At 72.3% G+C, this 18,180-nt stretch carries 16 protein-coding genes; 9 read left to right on the top strand and 7 right to left on the bottom strand.

From position 1 onward, the window contains the following. Positions 1-220: 220 nt before the first annotated feature. Positions 221-1,147: a cyclase family protein gene (locus ACIBVL_RS23405; protein WP_399099290.1), complete on the bottom strand. Its 927-nt coding sequence runs from the start codon at positions 1,145-1,147 to the stop codon at positions 221-223. Positions 1,148-1,231: 84 nt separating this feature from the next. On the opposite strand from ACIBVL_RS23405, the gene ACIBVL_RS23400 reads away from it, so the two are divergent. From ACIBVL_RS23400 to ACIBVL_RS23385, 4 genes are all read left to right on the top strand, one after another. Next, positions 1,232-2,146, top strand: a complete 915-nt coding sequence (locus ACIBVL_RS23400; RefSeq protein WP_399099288.1) for an SDR family oxidoreductase — start codon at positions 1,232-1,234, stop codon at positions 2,144-2,146. 120 nt (positions 2,147-2,266) lie between these two features. Next, positions 2,267-3,421 (top strand): acyl-CoA dehydrogenase family protein, encoded by a 1,155-nt coding sequence (locus tag ACIBVL_RS23395; RefSeq protein WP_399099286.1) that lies wholly within the window; start codon positions 2,267-2,269, stop codon positions 3,419-3,421. Next, a complete protein-coding gene (locus ACIBVL_RS23390; protein ID WP_399099284.1) occupies positions 3,421-4,470 on the top strand; it encodes a Zn-dependent alcohol dehydrogenase in 1,050 nt (349 codons plus the stop codon). Before ACIBVL_RS23395 ends, ACIBVL_RS23390 begins: the two co-directional genes overlap by 1 nt. An 88-nt stretch (positions 4,471-4,558) precedes the next feature. Then, on the top strand, positions 4,559-5,848 hold the full coding sequence (locus tag ACIBVL_RS23385) for an MFS transporter (RefSeq protein ID WP_399099282.1): 1,290 nt from the start codon (positions 4,559-4,561) through the stop codon (positions 5,846-5,848). Here ACIBVL_RS23385 and ACIBVL_RS23380 read toward each other — a convergent pair. Then, complete coding sequence (locus ACIBVL_RS23380; protein ID WP_399099280.1) at positions 5,732-6,775, bottom strand: GlxA family transcriptional regulator; 1,044 nt, start codon at positions 6,773-6,775, stop codon at positions 5,732-5,734. The genes ACIBVL_RS23385 and ACIBVL_RS23380 overlap by 117 nt on opposite strands. A gap of 71 nt (positions 6,776-6,846) precedes the next feature. Between ACIBVL_RS23380 and ACIBVL_RS23375 the strand changes: the two genes are divergently transcribed. After that, complete coding sequence (locus tag ACIBVL_RS23375) at positions 6,847-8,154, top strand: MFS transporter (protein ID WP_399099278.1); 1,308 nt, start codon at positions 6,847-6,849, stop codon at positions 8,152-8,154. A gap of 26 nt (positions 8,155-8,180) precedes the next feature. On the opposite strand, the gene ACIBVL_RS23370 is transcribed toward ACIBVL_RS23375, so the two are convergent. The 5 genes from ACIBVL_RS23370 to ACIBVL_RS23350 all read right to left on the bottom strand — a co-directional run bounded on the left by ACIBVL_RS23370 (position 8,181) and on the right by ACIBVL_RS23350 (position 15,076). Beyond that, on the bottom strand, positions 8,181-8,765 hold the full coding sequence (locus ACIBVL_RS23370) for a flavin reductase family protein (RefSeq protein ID WP_399099530.1): 585 nt from the start codon (positions 8,763-8,765) through the stop codon (positions 8,181-8,183). A gap of 228 nt (positions 8,766-8,993) precedes the next feature. After that, positions 8,994-9,860, bottom strand: a complete 867-nt coding sequence (locus tag ACIBVL_RS23365; protein WP_399099276.1) for an enoyl-CoA hydratase/isomerase family protein — start codon at positions 9,858-9,860, stop codon at positions 8,994-8,996. A 16-nt stretch (positions 9,861-9,876) separates the two neighbouring features. Then, positions 9,877-12,102: an acetate--CoA ligase family protein gene (locus ACIBVL_RS23360; protein WP_399099274.1), complete on the bottom strand. Its 2,226-nt coding sequence runs from the start codon at positions 12,100-12,102 to the stop codon at positions 9,877-9,879. 117 nt (positions 12,103-12,219) lie between these two features. Continuing rightward, on the bottom strand, positions 12,220-13,737 hold the full coding sequence (locus tag ACIBVL_RS23355; protein ID WP_399099272.1) for a flavin monoamine oxidase family protein: 1,518 nt from the start codon (positions 13,735-13,737) through the stop codon (positions 12,220-12,222). 139 nt (positions 13,738-13,876) lie between these two features. After that, positions 13,877-15,076, bottom strand: a complete 1,200-nt coding sequence (locus tag ACIBVL_RS23350; protein WP_399099270.1) for a flavin-containing monooxygenase — start codon at positions 15,074-15,076, stop codon at positions 13,877-13,879. A gap of 332 nt (positions 15,077-15,408) precedes the next feature. Between ACIBVL_RS23350 and ACIBVL_RS23345 the strand changes: the two genes are divergently transcribed. The 4 genes from ACIBVL_RS23345 to ACIBVL_RS23330 all read left to right on the top strand — a co-directional run. Continuing rightward, a complete protein-coding gene (locus ACIBVL_RS23345; protein WP_399099268.1) occupies positions 15,409-15,858 on the top strand; it encodes a DoxX family protein in 450 nt (149 codons plus the stop codon). After that, the gene (locus ACIBVL_RS23340) at positions 15,855-16,262 is read left to right on the top strand and encodes a Zn-ribbon domain-containing OB-fold protein (RefSeq protein WP_399099266.1); all 408 of its coding nucleotides are present in this window, start codon (positions 15,855-15,857) and stop codon (positions 16,260-16,262) included. The genes ACIBVL_RS23345 and ACIBVL_RS23340 overlap by 4 nt, the downstream gene beginning before the upstream one ends. A 222-nt stretch (positions 16,263-16,484) precedes the next feature. After that, positions 16,485-17,549 carry a chitinase gene (locus ACIBVL_RS23335; RefSeq protein ID WP_399099264.1) on the top strand — a complete coding sequence of 355 codons (1,065 nt, stop codon included), beginning with the start codon at positions 16,485-16,487 and terminating at the stop codon, positions 17,547-17,549. A 63-nt stretch (positions 17,550-17,612) separates the two neighbouring features. Continuing rightward, positions 17,613-18,180 (top strand): GNAT family N-acetyltransferase (locus ACIBVL_RS23330; RefSeq protein WP_399099262.1); only part of this gene is annotated, 568 nt, incomplete at its 3' end.

Raw genomic sequence — 18,180 nt, 5'->3', positions numbered from 1 at the left:
GGCATGTCCGTTTGATCACGCTTGTGGTCAGCGATCCGCCGCGAGGGGACGACGAGGGCTTCGGTGACGGAGGCCCTCGCCGAGTGCGGGTCGCGATGCGGCGTCGGGCCTCTCGGGGTCGGAGGGGAACGGGGGCGGGGACGCCGGGGTCGGATGGCGGCGCGCGGTGCCGTGCTCGGGGCGGGCAGCGGCGCGCCGCCATCCAACATGTCCGGGGGAATCAGAGAACGGCCACGGGCGCCACCGGAGTTCCGGTGCCGCCGACGAACGGCTCGGGCATCGCCGAGAGCAGGAACGTGTAGCGGCCCTCTTCTCCACAGGCTGTGGACAATTCCTCGAGATTCCAGTTCTGGCCCTGCAGCATCCCCATCTCCACGAGGTCCAGCGCGTGCACGGGCAGCCACAGGTCCTCGATCTCCGGCGGGAAGATCTCGAAGGTCAGGGTGTCGTTCGCCACGGCGGCCACATCGCGCGCGTGGAACCACTCCGGCGTGCGGACCGACAGCCCGGGCGAGGGGAAGCCGTAGCCGTGCTTGTCGCCGGCCAGGTACAGCTGGATCTGCCCGGTCCGTACGAGCACGATGTCACCGGCACGCACGCGCGTACCGGCCAGTTCCTCCGCCGCCTCCAGGTCCTCCGGGGTGACCGCGTGCCCTCCCGCCAGCCGGTCGACGCCACGCGCGCGTGCCACGTCCAGCAGCACCCCGCGCGAGACGATGTGCCGCGCCTTGTCGATGCCGCTGAACTCCGCGCCGCCGTGCGCGGTGACGGTCGCGGCCGGGCGGCCGTTGTAGAGCTTCCCCGAGTGCGAGACATGGGTCAGCGCGTCCCAGTGGGTGGCCGCCTGCAGGCCCATCGTCACGGCGTCGTCGCTGCACGCCACCGTTCCGGGGCCGAAGATCTCCTGGTTGATCTGCACCATGGCGTGCAACGGGTTGACCCGCCCGGGGATGAGCCCCGTCTGCACACCGTCCTCGCGCAGGGGAAGGGCCAGCGGGACCCGGCGGCCCGCGCGGACCTCGGCCGCCGCGCCCCGTACGACCTCGTCGGTGATCAGGTTGAGGGTGCCGATCTCGTCGTCGGGGCCCCAGCGTCCCCAGTTGTTGACGCGCTTGGCGATGTCCTGGAACGCCTGCGGCAGTGACATCGGTGCTCCCCGGGGCTTGTCTCCGACTGTCTGACGGGACATAAAATCTAACGGTCCGTCAGAAACTGCGGGAAGGGGCCGGGCGTGGGGAACTTCTTGACCGGCAAGGTCATCGCCGTCACCGGGGCGGGGCGGGGTATCGGGCGGGCGGTGGCGCTCGCGGCGGCGGCCGAGGGCGCGCGGGTCGTCGTCAACGACTACGGGGTGGCCGTGGACGGCGCGGCGCCCACGAGCGAGGTCGCCGAGGCCGTCGTCAAGGAGATCGAGGCGGCGGGCGGCGAGGCCGTCGCGGTCGCCGACGACATCTCCACGATGGCGGGCGGGCAGCGGGTCGTGGACGTGGCGCTGGAGGCGTACGGGCGGCTCGACGGGGTCGTGTGCGTGGCCGGGATCCTGCGCGAGCGGATGCTGTTCAACATGTCCGAGGAGGAGTGGGACCCGGTCGTCGCCACCCATCTCAAGGGCACGTTCACCGTGTTCCGGGCGGCTTCGGCGGTGATGCGCCGACAGCGCTCCGGCACTCTGATCGGCTTCACCAGCGGCAACCACCAGGGGTCGGTGTCGCAGGCCAACTACAGCGCGGCGAAGGGCGGGATCATCTCCCTCGTGCGGAGCGCCGCCCTCGGGCTCCACAAGTACGGGGTGACCGCCAACGCGGTCGCGCCGGTGGCTCGGACGCGGATGTCGGCGGGCGTGCCGATGGAGCTGGCGGAGATCGGGGAGCCGGAGGATGTCGCCGCGATGGTGATTTTCCTCTTGTCGGACCGCGCGCGGGAGCTGGGGATAACCGGACAGGTCTACACGGTCGCCGGTGCGAAGATCGCGGTGTGGGCACAGCCGCGGGAGCTGCGCGCCGCGTACGCCGAGGGCGGGTCCTGGACGCCGTCGCGGATCGCCGAGGCGTTGCCGGGGTCGGTGGGGGTGGATCCGATGCCGATGCTGGAGCGGTTGGAGGAGATGGCTCGCGCGGCGGCGGAAGGGGCGCGGCCCAACGGGTGAGCCGGGAGTCGTCGGCGGGTGCGGGTTCGTCGCGGCCGGCCGCGTTCACGCGGAGAGCCGCCTGTCGATACGGCCGGCGCCCCCGGGTAGGTGCAGTAACCGCTTCTCGAGGAGCTGAACGTGGATTTCGGGTTCGCCGCAGAGGACGACGAGTTCCGTGCCGAAGCGCGTGACTGGCTCGACGCGCACGCCGGGCAAGGACAGGACCGCCGGTCCTGGGAGCGCACCCTGGGCGCCGCCGGCTGGATCGGGCTCGGGTGGTCGGAGGGCGGGTACGGGAACCGGACCGCCAGCCTCACCCAGCAGGTCGCCTGGGCCGAGGAGTACGCGCGGTCGGCCGCGCCGGCCCGCTCCGGGCACATCGGGGAGAACCTGCTCGCGCCGACCCTCCTCGCGCACGGTACGGCCGAGCAGAAGTCCCGGTTCCTGCCCCCGATCGCGGCGGGCGCCGAACTCTGGTGCCAGGGCTACAGCGAACCCGGCGCCGGGTCCGACCTCGCCGGAGTCCGTACGAGAGCCGAACTCGCCCCCGACGGCCGGACGTACCGTGTCACCGGTCAGAAGATCTGGACCTCCCTCGCGCATGAGGCCGACTGGTGCTTCGTCCTCGCCCGCACCGACCCCGGCTCGACGCGTCACCACGGGCTGACCTTCCTGCTCGTCCCCATGGACCAGCCGGGCCGGATCGAGGTGCGGCCCATCCGGCAGATGACCGGCACCAGCGACTTCAACGAGGTCTTCTTCGACGGGGCACACGCACGCGTGGAGCACGTCGTCGGCGCCGTGGGCGACGGCTGGCGGGTCGCGATGAGCCTCCTCGGCTTCGAACGCGGGGTGTCGACGCTCGCCCAGCAGATCGGCTTCGCCGCCGAGTTGGGGCGCGTGATCCGTACGGCGGTGGAGACGGGCGCGGCCGACGACCCCGTCGTACGTGACCGACTGGTGCGGCTGTGGGCCGAGCTGCGGACCATGCGGTGGAACGCGCTGCGCACGCTGGGGGGTTCCGGCGGACCGGGCGCGCCGAGCGTCGCCAAGCTGCTGTGGGCGGGCTGGCATCAGCGGCTGGGGGAGCTCGCGGTGCAGGTGCGGGGTCCGGCGGCGAGCGCGGGTCCGTCGGACTGGACGCCCGCGTCACCGTACGAACTCGACGAAACCCAGCACCTGTTCCTGTTCTCCCGGGCCGACACGATCTACGGCGGCTCGGACCAGATCCAGCGCACGATCATCGCCGAGCGCGTGCTCGGCCTGCCCAGAGAGCGCAAGGGGGTCGTCTGATGCGAGGCGTGCTGTTCGACGGGAAGCGGGCGGAGGTCGTCGACGATCTCGACGTCCGCGATCCGGGACCCGGTGAGGTGCTCGTCGCGATCTCCGCTGCCGGGCTGTGCCACAGCGACCTGTCGGTGGTCGACGGGACGATTCCCTTCCCGGCGCCGGTGGTGCTGGGGCACGAGGGCGCGGGGGTGGTGGAGGCGGTCGGGGCCGGGGTCTCCCATGTCGTGCCGGGGGACCATGTCGCCCTGTCCACACTCGCCAGTTGCGGGACCTGCGCGGAGTGCGACCGGGGGCGGCCGACGATGTGCCGGCAGGCGATCGGGCGGCCGCAGCAGCCGTTCACGCGCGCGGGGCGGCCGGTGTACCAGTTCGCGTCCAACTCGGCCTTCGCGGAACGCACCGTCGTGAAGGCCGTGCAGGCGGTGCGGATCCCGAAGGACATCCCGCTGCCGTCCGCCGCGCTGATCGGCTGCGGGGTGCTGACGGGGGTGGGTGCCGTGCTCAACCGCGCGCGGGTGGGGTGCGGGGAGAGTGTCGTCGTCATCGGGACGGGCGGCATCGGGCTCAACGTCCTCCAGGGCGCGCGGATCGCGGGTGCGCTGAGGATCGTCGCGGTCGACGCCAACCCGGCGAAGGAGGCGGTGGCGCGGCGGTTCGGGGCCACGGACTTCCTGACGTCCACGGAGGGCGTGCGGGAGGTGCTGCCGACGGGTGCGGACCATGTCTTCGAGTGCGTGGGGAGGGTGGAGCTGATCCGTGCGGCGATCGACCTGCTGGACCGGCACGGCCAGGCGGTCCTGCTGGGCGTTCCCCCTGCCACGGCCGAGGCGTCCTTCCTCGTCTCCTCCCTCTTCCTGGACAAGTCCATCCTGGGCTGCCGCTACGGCGCCTCCCGCCCCCAACGCGACATCGCCCTCTACGCCGACCTCTACCGCGACGGCCGCCTCCTCCTCGACGAGCTCATCACCCAGACCTACCCGGTCGAGGACTTCGAGAAGGCGACGGCGGACGCGGAGGCGGGGCGGGTGGCTCGGGGCGTACTGACGTTCTAAGAGTTTCGGCGGGCCGGTCCTGGCCGGTTTTCCACAGGCCGCGGAAAATCCCCGGGGCGCTGTCGGTACCGGCGCCTACCGTCGTTTCATGAGCTACCGCGACGTCGCCTCCCGGCAGGTCCTGATCTGGGCCTGCACCGCCGTGGGCGCCCGCACGCCCGTCGCCATGGCCCCGCTGGCCCTGGTGTTCCTGGTGCGTGAGCGTCCCGGCGGCTACTCCCTGGGGGCGGTCCTCGCGGCCGCCTACGTCATCGGTGAGATCGTGGGCGCCCCCGTTCTCGGGATGCGGTTACGCCCTGAGCGGGCCCGCGTTCATCTGGCCGTCGGCCTGGCGTTCGGAGCCCTCGGATTCGCGGGACCGGGGGTTTCACCGGGTGCGCATCCCGTCGTCCTCGGGGTGTTCGCGTTCGTGGCCGGTGCCGCCCCGGCCGCCTCCACCGGCGGGCTGCGCACCCTGCTGACCGAGCTGGTGCCCGAACACGCCGCAGCGCAGGCGCTGTCCGTCGAGTCGATACTGTCGGCCGGCGTGTGGGCCGTCTCCCCGGCCGCGGTCGCCGGCCTGGCCCTCGGTGCCGCGCCGCGCGTCCCGCTGCTCCTCGCCGCCGCCCTGATGGCCTCGTCGGTCGCGGGCCTGTGGCTCCTTCCGGCCGCGTGGGGCACGGGCGACACGGGTGGTGAGGACCGCGCGGGCGCGTCGCTGCCGAGGGTCCTGACCGGCGCCTGGCCGGTGTACGTCACGGGTGCGGCGAGCCTGACCCTGCTCGGCCTCGCCGAACTCGTCCTGCCGGCGCTGCTCGAACAGCGGGGCGTCGGCGTCGGCTGGTCCGGCCCGCTGCTGACCGGGATGGCGGTGGGCGGCGGGCTCGGCGCCTTCCTCTACGGTCTGCGCGGTTGGCCGGGACGGCTGCGCACCCGCAGCGTGGTGCTGATGGCCGGTACCTCGGTCTGCGTCATGTGCGCCGCGCTGATACCGCACGCGGCGGGGATCGCGCCGGCGCTGTTGGTGGGAGGCGCGCTCCAGTCGGGCGCGATGCTCACCCGCAACCTGTCCCTGCGCGAGGCCCTCCCGCCGGGCGCCCTGGCCGCGGGGTACTCGGTCATGTACGCGGCCGCGGGAGCGGGTTACGCGGCGACGGGATCGCTGGCCGGTGCCCTGCTCCAGGTGGTGGCGCCGTCGACCGCGATCCTGGCAGGGGTGGGTCTGACGCTGGCGCTGACCGGGATCGGGTGGTGGGGCGAGGCGCGGCGCGCCGCTGCCCGGTCAGCGCCGGGCGCCGACACCGCCGTAGGTCTCGCTCTCGCCGACTCCCGTACCGCCGCTGCCGCTGCGGAAGGTGCGGCGGTACGCGGTCGGAGTGACTCCGAGGGCCGTCTGTAGGTGCTGTCGCATCGACTGGGCGGTGCCGAAGCCGGCGCCCCGGGCGACCTGGTCGACGGAGAGGTCGGTGGTCTCCAGCAGGTGCCGGGCCCGTTCGACGCGCTGCTGGGTCAGCCAATGCCCCGGGCTCACCCCGGTCTCCTCACGGAAGCGGCGGGTGAAGGTCCGTACGGACATGGCCTCCTGGGCGGCCATGTCCCGCAGCTGGATCGGCTCGTGCAGCCGGCCGAGCGCCCACGCGCGTGCGGTGGTCGTGCCGGTGTGCTGCGGATCGGGTACGGGCCGCTCGATGTACTGCGCCTGACCGCCGTCGCGGTACGGCGGTACGACCGTGCGGCGGGCGACGTCGTTGGCGACGGCGGTGCCGTGGTCGCGGCGGACCATGTGCAGGCACAGGTCGATGCCGGCGGCGACACCGGCGGAGGAGAGGACGTCGCCGTCGTCGATGAACAGGACGTCCGGATCGACGTCGACCTTCGGGAAGAGCCGCTGGAAATTTTCGGCGTCGGCCCAGTGGGTGGTCGCGGGGCGGCCGTCGAGGTAGCCGGCGGCGGCCAGGACGTAGACGCCGGTGCAGATGGAGGCGAGACGGGTGCCGGGGCGGATGTGCGCGAGCGCGGCGGCCAGGTCCTCGGTCAGCACGCCCTCCTCGAACACCGGGCCGAGCTCGTACGAGGCGGGGACGACGACGGTGTCGGCGGTGGCGAGGGTCTCCGGGCCGTGCTCGACCATGATCGCGAAGTCGGCGTCCGTCCCGACCGGCCCCGGCGGCCGGATCGAGCAGGTCACGACCTCGTACAGGTGCCGGCCCTCGGCATCCTTGGGGCGGCCGAAGATGCGGTGCGGGATGCCCAGTTCGAAGGGGAGCAGGCCGTCGAGGGCCAGGACGACGACGCGGTGGGGAGGACGGTCGCTCTCTGCGCTCATGGCCCGATCCTAATGAATGCTGGCCTTCGGGCCACTCGTCGCGCCGAGACGGACACCGCACTCTTTATGGCGTGACCCAGACAAGCGAGGCTCCCGCAGCCATAGAGGAACAGAAGCCCACCTCCCGGCCCGGCATCCACCGCGCCTGGTTCGTCGCCGCCGTCACCTTCGTCACGATCATCGGTGCGGCCGCCTTCCGCTCCCTCCCCGGTCTGCTCATCGACCCGCTGCACGCGGACTTCGGCTGGTCGCGCGGCACGATCGGCGCGGCCGTCTCGATCAACCTCGCGCTGTACGGGCTGACCGCGCCGTTCGCGGCCGCGCTGATGGACCGCTTCGGCATCCGCAGGGTCGTGGCCGTGGCCCTCACCGTGATCGCGCTCGGCTCGGGCCTGACGGTCTGGATGACGGCGGCCTGGCAACTCCTCCTCTGCTGGGGCCTGCTGGTCGGCCTCGGTTCCGGCTCGATGGCACTGGCCTTCGCCGCGACGGTCACCAACCGCTGGTTCACCGAACGCCGGGGCCTGGTCAGCGGCATCCTCACCGCGGCCTCCGCCTCCGGCCAGCTGATCTTCCTGCCGCTGCTGTCCTGGATCGTCACGCGCCACGACTGGCGCCCCGCTGCCGTGACGGTCGCCCTGGCCGCCCTCGCCGTGGTCCCGTTCGTCTGGCTGCTGCTGCGCGACCACCCGGCGGACGTGGGCGCGAAGCCGTACGGCGCACGGGAGTTCGTGCCGAAGCCGGCGGCGGTGCGGGGAGCCGCGCGCCGGACCGTGCAGGTCCTGTTCTCGGCGGTGCGCACGGGACCGTTCTGGCTGCTCGCCGGCACCTTCGCGATCTGCGGCGCCTCGACGAACGGCCTGGTCCAGACCCACTTCGTGCCGGCGGCCCACGACCACGGCATGCCGGTCACGGCGGCGGCCTCCCTGCTGGCGGTCATCGGCGTCTTCGACGTCGTCGGCACGATCGCCTCCGGCTGGTTCACCGACCGCTTCTCGCCGCGCCGGCTCCTGGCGGTGTACTACGCGCTGCGCGGCGTCTCGCTGCTGTTCCTCCCGATGCTGCTCGCCCCCGCCGTCCACCCCCCGATGATCTTCTTCATCGTCTTCTACGGCCTCGACTGGGTCGCCACCGTCCCGCCCACCCTCGCCCTGTGCCGCGAGCACTACGGCGACGACAGCGCCATCGTCTTCGGCTGGGTGCTGGCCTCCCACCAGGTGGGCGCGGCCCTGGTGGCCTTCCTCGGGGGCGCGGCGCGGGACGTGTTCGGCTCGTACGACGTGGTCTGGTACGCGTCGGGGGCGCTGTGCGCGGCGGCGGCGCTGATGGCGCTGGTGATCCGGCGGCGGCCGGTGTCACCGGTGCCTGCGGCGGTCTGAGAGCCGTACCGGCGCGGGCTCGCTCCTCAGAGGAACCGGCCCCGGTGGAACAGCAGCGGCGGCTCGTCCCCGTCCGGAGCCCCCAGGGCGTCCACCCGGCCCACGACGATGAGGTGGTCGCCGCCCGTGTGGACGGCGTGGATCGCGCAGTCGATCCAGGCGAGCGTGCCGGCGAGGCGGGGGGAGGAGGACACCGGGGACGCGTCGTACTCGACGCCCGCGAACTTGTCCGTGCCGCTCCTCGCGAAGGCGCGGCACAGGGCGCCCTGGCTCGCGCCCAGCACGTTGACGCAGAAGACGCCCGCGCGGGCGATGCGCGGCCAGGTCGTGGACGTACGGCCGACCATGAAGGCGATCAGGGGCGGGTCGAGGGAGAGGGAGGAGAAGGACTGGCAGGCGAAGCCGGCGGGGGTGTCGTCGGGGGTGGTGCCGGGTGCCGTGACAACGGTCACGCCGGAGGCGAAGTTCCCCAGGACCCGCCGGAATTCGCCCTGGTCCACCGGCGCTCGTTCGTCCTCGCGGACGCAGCGCAGTTCGGGGCGCGGCAACGGTTCGACCGGGCCTGCCCTCAGGTAACGGACGGCGGCGGCCGCCATTCCCGCGTGTCCCATCATGTCCCCATTGAAGCTGACGGTATGTCAGATAGGAAGGGGTGTGAGCCTCCCGGTGGCGGCCGGCGGGCGTGGCGGCACGCCGCGTACGCTGCCCGCCATGGGGTGGGGTGGCATGCGCACGAAAATGGGACGAAAAGGGGCCGGCGCCGACATGGCCGCGGCTGCGGCGGCCGGGGCGGCACAGCTTCCGGGCTGCGGATCCTCCGGCCGGCCGCCGCCTGATCGTCACCGGCCCCCGAACCGGGCCGCCCGCCGCTCCACGAAACTCGCCACTCCCTCCCTCGCGTCCGCCGTCGTCATGTTGATCTCCTGCGCGGCGGCCTCGGCGGCGAAGGCCGTGGCCCGGTCGGTGTCGAGGGAGGCGTTGACCAGGTGCTTGGTGAGGGCCAGGGCGCGGGTGGGGCCGTTGGCCAGGCGGATCGCCCAGTCGCGGGCCGTCTTCTCCAGCTCGCCGTCCGGGACCACCCGGTTGACCAGGCCGAGGCGCTCGGCGTCCGGCGCGGTGAGCGCGTCGCCGAAGAACATCAGCTCCTTGGCCCGCTGGGGGCCGACCAGACGGGGGAGGAGGTAGGCGCCGCCGCCGTCGGGGACCAGGCCGCGGCGGACGAACACCTCGATGAACCGGGCCGATTCGGCGGCCAGGACCAGGTCGCAGGCGAGGGCGAGATGCGCGCCCAGGCCCGCGGCCGTGCCGTTCACCGCCGCGATCACCGGCTTCTCGCAGTCCATGACCGCCGCGATCAGTCGCTGGGCGCCCAGGCGCAGCGTGCGGGCCACGTCGCCGGCCACGCGCTCCCCCGCCGACGCCCCGCCCCGCAGATCCGCCCCGGCGCAGAAACCGCGGCCGGTGCCGGTGAGGACGACGGCCCGCACGGCGGGGTCGGCGGAGGCCTCGGAAAAAAGTTGGATGAGGCGTTCGCGCTGGTCAGGGGTGATGGCGTTGAGCGTCTCGGGGCGGTTGAGGGTGAGGGTCGAGACGTGACTGTCAGTGGCGTGCCGTACCAATGAGTCAGGGGAACTTTCCGGCTTGTCGGGAGTTCCGGTCACTCCGGATGTTCCAGAAGCAGCCGACTCACGGGGGTAATCGGTCATGTTCGTCTCATTCATGTCAGCTGCACACCGCCAACGCGTCCAGCGCCACCGCTCCCTGCCCCCGCGGCAGGACCACGAGCGGGTTGATGTCGAGCTCCGCCAGGTGGTCCCCCAGCTCCAGCGCCATGCGCTGCACCCGCAGGACCACCTCGACGAGGGCGTCCACGTCGGCGGGCGGGCGGCCCCGGACGCCGTCCAGCAGGGTCCTCCCCCGGAGTTCGGCGAGCATGTCCCGGGCCTGGTCCTCGCCGAAGGGCGGTACGCGTACGGCGGCGTCGCGCAGGACCTCCACCAGGACCCCGCCGAGGCCGACCGTGACGGTCGGGCCGAAGAGGTCGTCGTGGGTCATCCCGACCACCATCTCCACACCCCGCTCGACCATCTGGCAGACCAGGACACCGTCGAGCGCGACGCCCTCGTAGCGGGCGATGTCGGTCAGTTCGCGGTAGGTGTCGCGGACCTGGCTGGCCGAGGTCAGGCCCATCTTCACCAGGCCCAGCTCGGTCTTGTGGGCGATCTGCGCGCCGGACGCCTTCATCACGACCGGGTAGCCGACCAGGCCCGCCGCCCGCACTGCCGCCGCCGCGCTGGTCACCAGCTGCTCGCGCGGGACCCGGATGCCGTACGCCCGAAGCAGTTGCTTCGCCGCGTGTTCGCTCAGCTGCTGGCCCGGGCGCATCAGCAGCTGCGCCTTGCGGAAGGACGGGGACGGGGTGCGCGGGGCCTGGTCGAAGGGGGAGCGGTAGCCGCTCACGAAGCGGTGGTGGTCGAGATGGGCGCGCACCGCCGTGATGCAGTTGCCGAGGGTGCGGAAGGTCGCCACCCGGGAGGAGCCCAACAGCACCTCGCGGTAGGCGGCCTCCGTGCCCACCGGCGATCCCCACACCACGCACACCAGCTTGTCCGTCTGCTCCGCCGCGTCCACCAGATCCTGCACGAGACGGTCGCTCAGTGGCGGGAACGGGCCGGTGATCGGACAGATCAGGACGCCGACGGCCGGATCGGCGAGGATCGCGTCGATGATCTTGCGGCCGCGCCAGTCGCCCACCGGGTGCCCGCCGTTGTCGACCGGGTTGGCCACGTTCAGGTACTCGGGGATCCACTGGTGCAGCTCCGCCTGCCTGGCGGGCGACAGGGGCGGCAGGCGCAGACCCGCCGCCGTCGCCAGGTCGGCCGCGTGGGCGCCGGTACCGCCCGAGATCGAGTAGATGACGACGCCGTCGGCCCGCGGCGGGCGGGCCCGGGCCAGCAGGGCGGCCGTGTCCTGGAGTTCGTCCAGGCCGTCCACGCGGATCACGCCGTACTGCCGCATCGCCGCGTCCACCACCTCGTCCGCGCCGGTCAGCTTGCCGGTGTGGGAGGCGGCGGTGCGGGCGCCGGTCTCGGTGCGGCCCACCTTGACCGCGACCACCGGGACCCCGCGCCGGGCCGCCCGGTCGGCGGCGAGGAGGAAGGCGCGGCCGTCCTTCAGGCCCTCCACGTAGCAGGCGATGGCACCGACCTCGGGGCGCTCGGCGAAGTAGGAGAGGAAGTCGGCGGTCTCCAGATCGGCCTCGTTGCCGGTGGGGGCCCAGTGGGAGAGGCGGACACCCAGTTCCTGGAGGGCGAAGACCGGACGGCCCTGGTGGCCGGACTGGGTGATCAGGGCGATGGACGGGCCGGTGAGGTCGTCCCGGAAGCGCTCGAAGGCGTTGAGGTTGGTGTTGGGGCCGAGCAGACGGATCCCCGAGCGTTCCACGGCCGCCGCGAGACGGGCCTGTGCCGCCGCACCCTCGTCACCCGTCTCCGCGAAACCGGAGGCGAAGACGACGGCGAACCTCACCTTCGCCTCGGCCAGTTGCTCGATCACGGGCAGCGGGTCGGCGACCAGGAGCACGGCCAGGTCGACCTGCTCCGGCAGATCCGCGACCGACGCCGTGCAGGGGATGCCGAAGACGGACTCGCGGGTGGGGTGCACGGGATGCAGCCGCGCCCCCACCCGCTCGGCCCAGCCCACCAGCTGCCGGGTGACACCGGTGTTCGGGCGGCCCTCGGCGTCCGAGGCGCCGATGACCGCCACCGACTCGGGCCGGAAGAACCGGTCGAGATCGGGGACGGTCGAATACAACGGGCGGCCGCTGACGTCCAGGTCGTCGACGTCGGCCGGCCGGCCGTGGACGGCGGGCCCGGGCTGCTCGCCGCATGCGACGACCCGGGCCCGGCGGGAGTCGGTGGTGAGGGTGCCGTGGGTTGATCCAAGCATCGGTCCGCCCGCTCCTGTGTGACTGCCAAGTAACTGACGAACTGTCAGGTTACCTATCTGACGGTGTGTCAGGAATGGGTGTGCACAGAGAAAGGAGCAGACCTTCGAAGGACGGGACTACAGCGCGGCCAGTACCTCCTTCGCCACCCGCTCGCCCGAGCGGACGGCACCGTCCATGAAGCCCATCCAGTGCGTCGAGGTCTCGGTGCCGGCCCAGTGGATGCCGCCCACGGGCTTGCGCAGGGCGGGGCCGTACTGGGTCAGGACACCGGGCGCGGCGATGGAGACGGGGCCGCCGCGGGTGTAGGCCTCGTTGTTCCAGCGTTGCAGGACGAAGGAGGTGGGGGAGGCGGCTTTCTCGCCGAAGTACGTCACATAGTCCTTCAGCACGGCGGCCCTCACCTCCGCCTCGCTCGCCGCGTCCCACTCCCGGGCCTTGTCGGCCTCGATGAAGCCCATCAGGGCGCCGTACGAGGCGTCGGGCGGGGAGTTGTCGAAGGTGGAGCTGACCACGCCGGTGTCGCTGACGACCTGGCCGTTGAGGCCGTCGGCGCGCCAGAAGGGGGTGTCGTAGATCGCGATCGCCTTGCCGACCGAGGCCATCGGCAGGCGCTGGGTGAGCTGGTCGCGGCCGGCGGGGAGGAGCGGGTCGTAGGTGATGCGGGCGGCGAGCGGCGGGGGTGCGGCGACGACGACCTTCTTGGCGGTGACCGTGATGCCGTCGGCCGTCACGACGTACGTGCCGCCGGACTGGCTGATCGTGCGCACCGGGGCGTTGAGCACCACCCGGTCGCCGAGGGTGGCGGCGAGTTTGACCGGCACCAGCTGGGAGCCGCCGACGAAGCGCAGTTCCTGGGCGCCGTTCGCGGTCTCGGTGAGGCGCTCGAGGGTGCCGACGGTGGACTCGTTGCCGGCGGCGGCGATGTAGAAGAGGACGAACAGGAGGGAGAGTTCCCGGGGTTCGGCCGAGAAGATCGAGGTGCAGGCCACGTCCAGCAGGAACTTGGCCGACGGGATCACGGCGTTGGCGCGCAGCCAGGTCTCGAAGGTCTGCCGGTCCCACTCCTCGGCCTTCGCGGCGGTCCAGGGCGCGTCGACCGGGATGGTCTTGGCCATGTCGTCCAGGGAGGCCTGCACGATCGCCGCGTTGGCGAGGCCTGCCGCGTCGACGGGCGGGACCGAGCCGAGCAGGCCGTCGGTGGCGTAGGGGGTTTTCTTGCCGTCCTTGTAGAGGAGGTTCTTGCCGGTGTTGTAGGTGGCGAAGGTGGCCACGCCGAGGGAGTCGGCGAGCGCCTTGATGCGGTCCTGGGTGGGGCCGATGAACTCGCCGCCGCCCTCGGTGACCCCGCCGTTGGCCAGGGACAGGTTGAGGACCCGGCCGCCCACCCGGTCGCGGGCCTCCAGGACGGCGACCGTCTTGCCGGCCGCCACCAGGTCGCGGGCCGCGGTCAGGCCGGCGAGGCCGGCGCCGACGATCGCGACGTCCACGCTCCGGGTGGCCGCCGCGGACGCCGTGCCGGCGGCGGTCGTGGTGAGAGCGGTGGCCCCGGCGGCCACGGCGGCGGTGCGGCCGAGCAGGGAGCGGCGGGAGAGGCCGTCGACGGAACGGCGGGGGAGGTGTCTTTCACTTGCCACGTGCGTCCTCCGTAGAGAGGGGGCGGAGCCGGAAAGGTGAACAGGGCTCACATTCTGGTGCCGTGCGCGGGCGCGCCACAACGCTCTCGTCACATCTGACACACGTGTAACAGGCAGGGAAAGGAGAGGAGTTGGGGGTCTAGCGCGTGTTCTGGAGCACGCCCTGGCGAAGCCCTCGGCGGATGGCCTTCGCGATCCGCTCCGCGTCGAGGGACAGCTCGCGGAGGGTGCCGCTGATGGGGGTGGTGAAGCCGGTGAAGTACAGGCCGGGCGCGTTCTTGGCGGTGCGCGGGCCGTGGGCGAGCGGGCGGCCGCGTTCGTCGAGGACGTCGAGGTGGCCGACCAGGTCCTCCAGGGCGCGGACGTAACCGGTGGCGGCGACGACGGCGTCCGGGGAGATCCGGGTGCCGTCCGTGAGGACGACCTTGCCGTCCTCGAAGCTCTCCACGGCGGCCACCACCTCGACCCGGCCCTTGCGGATCGCGTTGATCAGACCGACGTCCTGCACCGGGATCGCGCCCTCCCTCACGCGGCTGTAGAGGCCGGTGTCGGGGCGCGGCAGGCCGTGCGCCGACAGGTCGGGCACGCTGAGTCTCGCCATCGGGCGGGCCAGCCGGTCGACGAGGCCGACGGGCAGCCGTCGTACGAGGATCGCGGTGTACTGGGCGGCCCAGCCGGCGGTGGAGCGGCGGACGATGTGCGGGACGGTGCGCACGGCGAGCCGGACGCGGGAGGCGCCGCTCTCCACGAGGTCGACGGCGATCTCGGCACCGGTGTTGCCGACGCCGACGACGAGGACGTCCTGGCCGGCGTACGCCGTGCCGTTGCGGTAGGCGGCGGCGTGGACGAGTTCACCGGAGAACGTGGAGCGGCCGGGCCAGTCCGGCAGGAGGGGGGTGTGGTTGTAGCCGGTGGCGACGACGACCGCCGAGCCGGTCAGTTCGCGGCCGCCGGTGGCGTGCAGCAGCCAGCCGGTGCCGTCGGGGGTGCGCTCGATCCGCGAGACCTCGACGCCGGTGACGATCTCCAGCTCGTGGACCTCGGCGTACTTCTCCAGGTACCGCACCACGTTCTCGCGGGCCACCCAGCGGCCGAACCGGCGGGGCATCCTCAGTCCCGGCAGGGCGGAGAGGCGGCGGGTGGTGTGCAGATGCAGCCGGTCGTAGTGGCGCCGCCAGGACGCGCCGACCCGGTCGGCCTTCTCCACGACGACGGCGCGTATCCCGTGCGCGCGCAGGGCGTACGCGGTGGCGAGTCCGCCGGGGCCGCCGCCGATGACGTAGACGGGGCGGTCGGCGGGGTTCGCGCTGGTGATCGCTGGCGGTGCGGAGTCTTCCATGAGCGCGAGCGTAATCACGCAGGAGGTTGATGGGTCTCGGTCAAGACCGGAATTGGTTGCGGATCGATCACGCTTGGGGGAGATGCGGGTGGGACCGGTGTCGTACTTCACCTGGTCGTGGAGAAGGCCTGGAGGCGAGGACGCGCTCCGGGAAAAGGTGCGACGCCCGGTCCGGGTGCGCTTGGGCCAGGCGTCGCGAGCGGACGGCGTCGGTAGCTGTGAAGGGAAACAGGCGCCGCCGCGTCCGGGATGCCTCCCGGAGGCGCCGGGAGTTCTCCCATCGGGCATGCCCGGGGTTCCCGGATCCCGTCATCTGACGTACCGTCAGATTCATGGATGCGATCTGGCTCGACGGTGCTCAGTGGCTGGCGGTGCTGCGGATCGGGCTCGGGCTGTGGTGGCTGGAGAGCTGGCGGCACAAGGAGAAGAAGAGCTGGTTCGAGGGCACCGGCATCACCTGGGCCGCGGACGTGGCGGCCAAGCACCGCTGGAACGCCGTGCGCTCCGGCTTCGCGGTGGTCGTCCAGCCGCGCCCGCGCGTGATGGCGTACGTCGTCGTCTACGCGGAGCTCGCCCTGGGCGTCGGCCTGACAGCGGGCCTCCTGACCCCGATCGCCCTGGCCGGCGGTCTGCTGCTCAACCTGATCTACCTCGTCCTCATGATCCACGACTGGGCCGAGCAGGGGCAGAACGGCATGATGGCGCTGATCTCGGTGGTGGGGCTGGGCGGGATGGCCTGGCAGACATGGTCGGTGGACAGCGCGCTGGGACTCTTCCGGTGAGCGCCCGTCCCGAGTCCGTCCGGTACGACCTCCCCGAGGCCGACGCCTTCACGCGCACCTACTGGGAGGCGGCCGCCGAGGGCACGCTGCTGCTCCGCCGCTGCGGAGCCTGTGCGAGGGCCCACCACTACCCCCGCGAGTTCTGCCCGTACTGCTGGAGCGAGGACGTGACCTGGGAGCGGGCGAGCGGCCGGGCCACCCTCTACACCTGGTCGGTCGTCCACCGCAACGACCTGCCGCCCTTCGGGGAGCGCACCCCGTACGTCGCCGCGGTCGTCGACCTCGCGGAGGGGCCGCGGATGTCGACCGAGGTGGTGGGGGCGGGGGTGCCGGGCGAGCTCTCGGCCGGGATGGCGCTGGCGGTGGACTTCCGGGAGGGCGTGCCGGTCTTCCGGCTGGTGTGAGGGCTGTTCAGGTCCTTCGGTGAGGGATCTCGCGGTGAGGTGGTCGGGCGAACACGTAGGGGCCGTCGTCCCCTTGATCGGTGCGCTGACGGCCTTTTCCTTGGGTCAGTTAACTGTAAAGAACCTTGACAGTTAAATGGTCTAGTCCAAGCATGGTCGCTGTTCTGGCCCGCGGTTCTGTCCTTCCGCTGTCCCCGCCCGCCCTTCCCCCTGGGAGCGTCAGTGAGACGACCTGGTTCTGTTCGTGCGCTGCTGTCCTGTCTGAGCGTCACCGCGCTGTCCGCCGGGCTTGCCGGACTCGGGGGAGGGAGCGCGCTCGCCGCGCCGGACTCCCTCCCCGCCCCCGTGAAGCCCATGCCGGCCCATGTGGCGGCGCCGTACTTCGAGGCCTGGGCCGGCGAGAGCCCGGCCGCGCTCGCCGCCGCCTCGGGCAACAAGTACCTCACCCTGGCCTTCCTGCAGACGGCCGCGGCGGGCTCGTGCACCGCCTACTGGAACGGCGAGGCCGACCAGCCGATCTCCCGGGCGACCCTCGGGCAGGACATCGCCACGATCCAGGCACGCGGCGGCAACGTCGTCCCGTCCTTCGGCGGATGGACCGCCGACACGACCGGCACCGAACTCGCGGACAACTGCACCAGCGTGGACGCGATCGCCGCGGTGTACGAGAGCCTCGTCACCACCTACGGCATCACGCGCATCGACCTCGACATCGAGGGCGACTCCATCGACAACGCCGCCGGGATCGACCGCCGCAACAAGGCCATCGCCGAGGTGCAGGCCTGGGCCGAACAGACCGGTCACAGCGTGCAGTTCTCCTACACCCTGCCGACCACCACGACCGGTCTCGCGGCCAACGGCGTGGCCCTGCTGAAGAACGCCGTCGACAACGGCGCGCGCGTCGACGTCGTCAACCTCATGACGTTCGACTACTGGGACGGCGCCACCCACGACATGGCCGCCGACACCAAGACGGCCGCCGAGGGGCTGTACGGCCAACTGGCCGCGCTCTACCCGAAGAAGAGCCCCGCGAAGCTGTGGAACATGATCGGCGTCATCGAGATGCCCGGCATCGACGACTTCGGCCCCGAGGAGACCTTCACCACGCAGGACGCGGTCACCGTGGAGAAGTGGGCCGAGGCCAAGGGGATCAACACGCTCTCGTTCTGGGCACTCCAGCGCGACAACGGCGGCTGCGTGGGCACCGGGGGCTCCGACTCCTGCTCCGGCATCGCCCAGGACACCTGGTACTTCAGCCACGCCTTCGAGCGGTTCGCGCGGGACTGACGGTCCTCTCCCTCCGGTCCCGAGGACGGCGTGGGGGCGGGACCGGAGGTGTTGAATGGCCCGATGACCGATGTTCTTGACGGGTACGGCCTTGTCCTGCGGCACTGGGACTCCGAGTCCGCCACCGATGTGGACGCGTGGCTGCGCGGACACCTCGACCCCGAGTTCCGCCGCTGGAACACCCCGCTGCGCACGATCACCGACGCCGCCAGTGCCCGGGAGGGGCTGGCGGCCAAGGCCGCGGACGTGGCCGCCGGACTCGCCATGACCTTCTGCGTCACGGACGCCGCCGACGGGACCGTCCTCGGTCAGATCTCCGTCAACGCGATCGACCGCATCCTGAGCAACGGCATCGTCGGGTACTGGGTGCTGCCCGAGGCCCGCGGCCGGCAGGTCGCCACCCGCTCCCTGCTGCTCGCGGCCCGCTGGGCGTTCGACGAGGTCGGACTGCACCGGCTGGAACTGGGCCACGCCCTCGGCCACGAGGCCTCCTGCCGGATCGCCGAGCGGTGCGGGTTCCTGTACGAAGGCACCCTGCGCGGGGCGATGTGGGAGGCGGAGCGCAGGGACGCCTTCCGGGACGCCCACCGCCACGGCCGCCTGGCGACCGACCCGGAGCCGAAGGCGCCGT

The organism is Streptomyces sp. NPDC049687, from assembly GCF_044465285.1.
GTDB lineage: Bacteria > Actinomycetota > Actinomycetes > Streptomycetales > Streptomycetaceae > Streptomyces.
The sequence above is the reverse complement of the archived record's forward strand: the minus strand, read 5'-3'. Positions and strand labels throughout refer to the sequence as shown.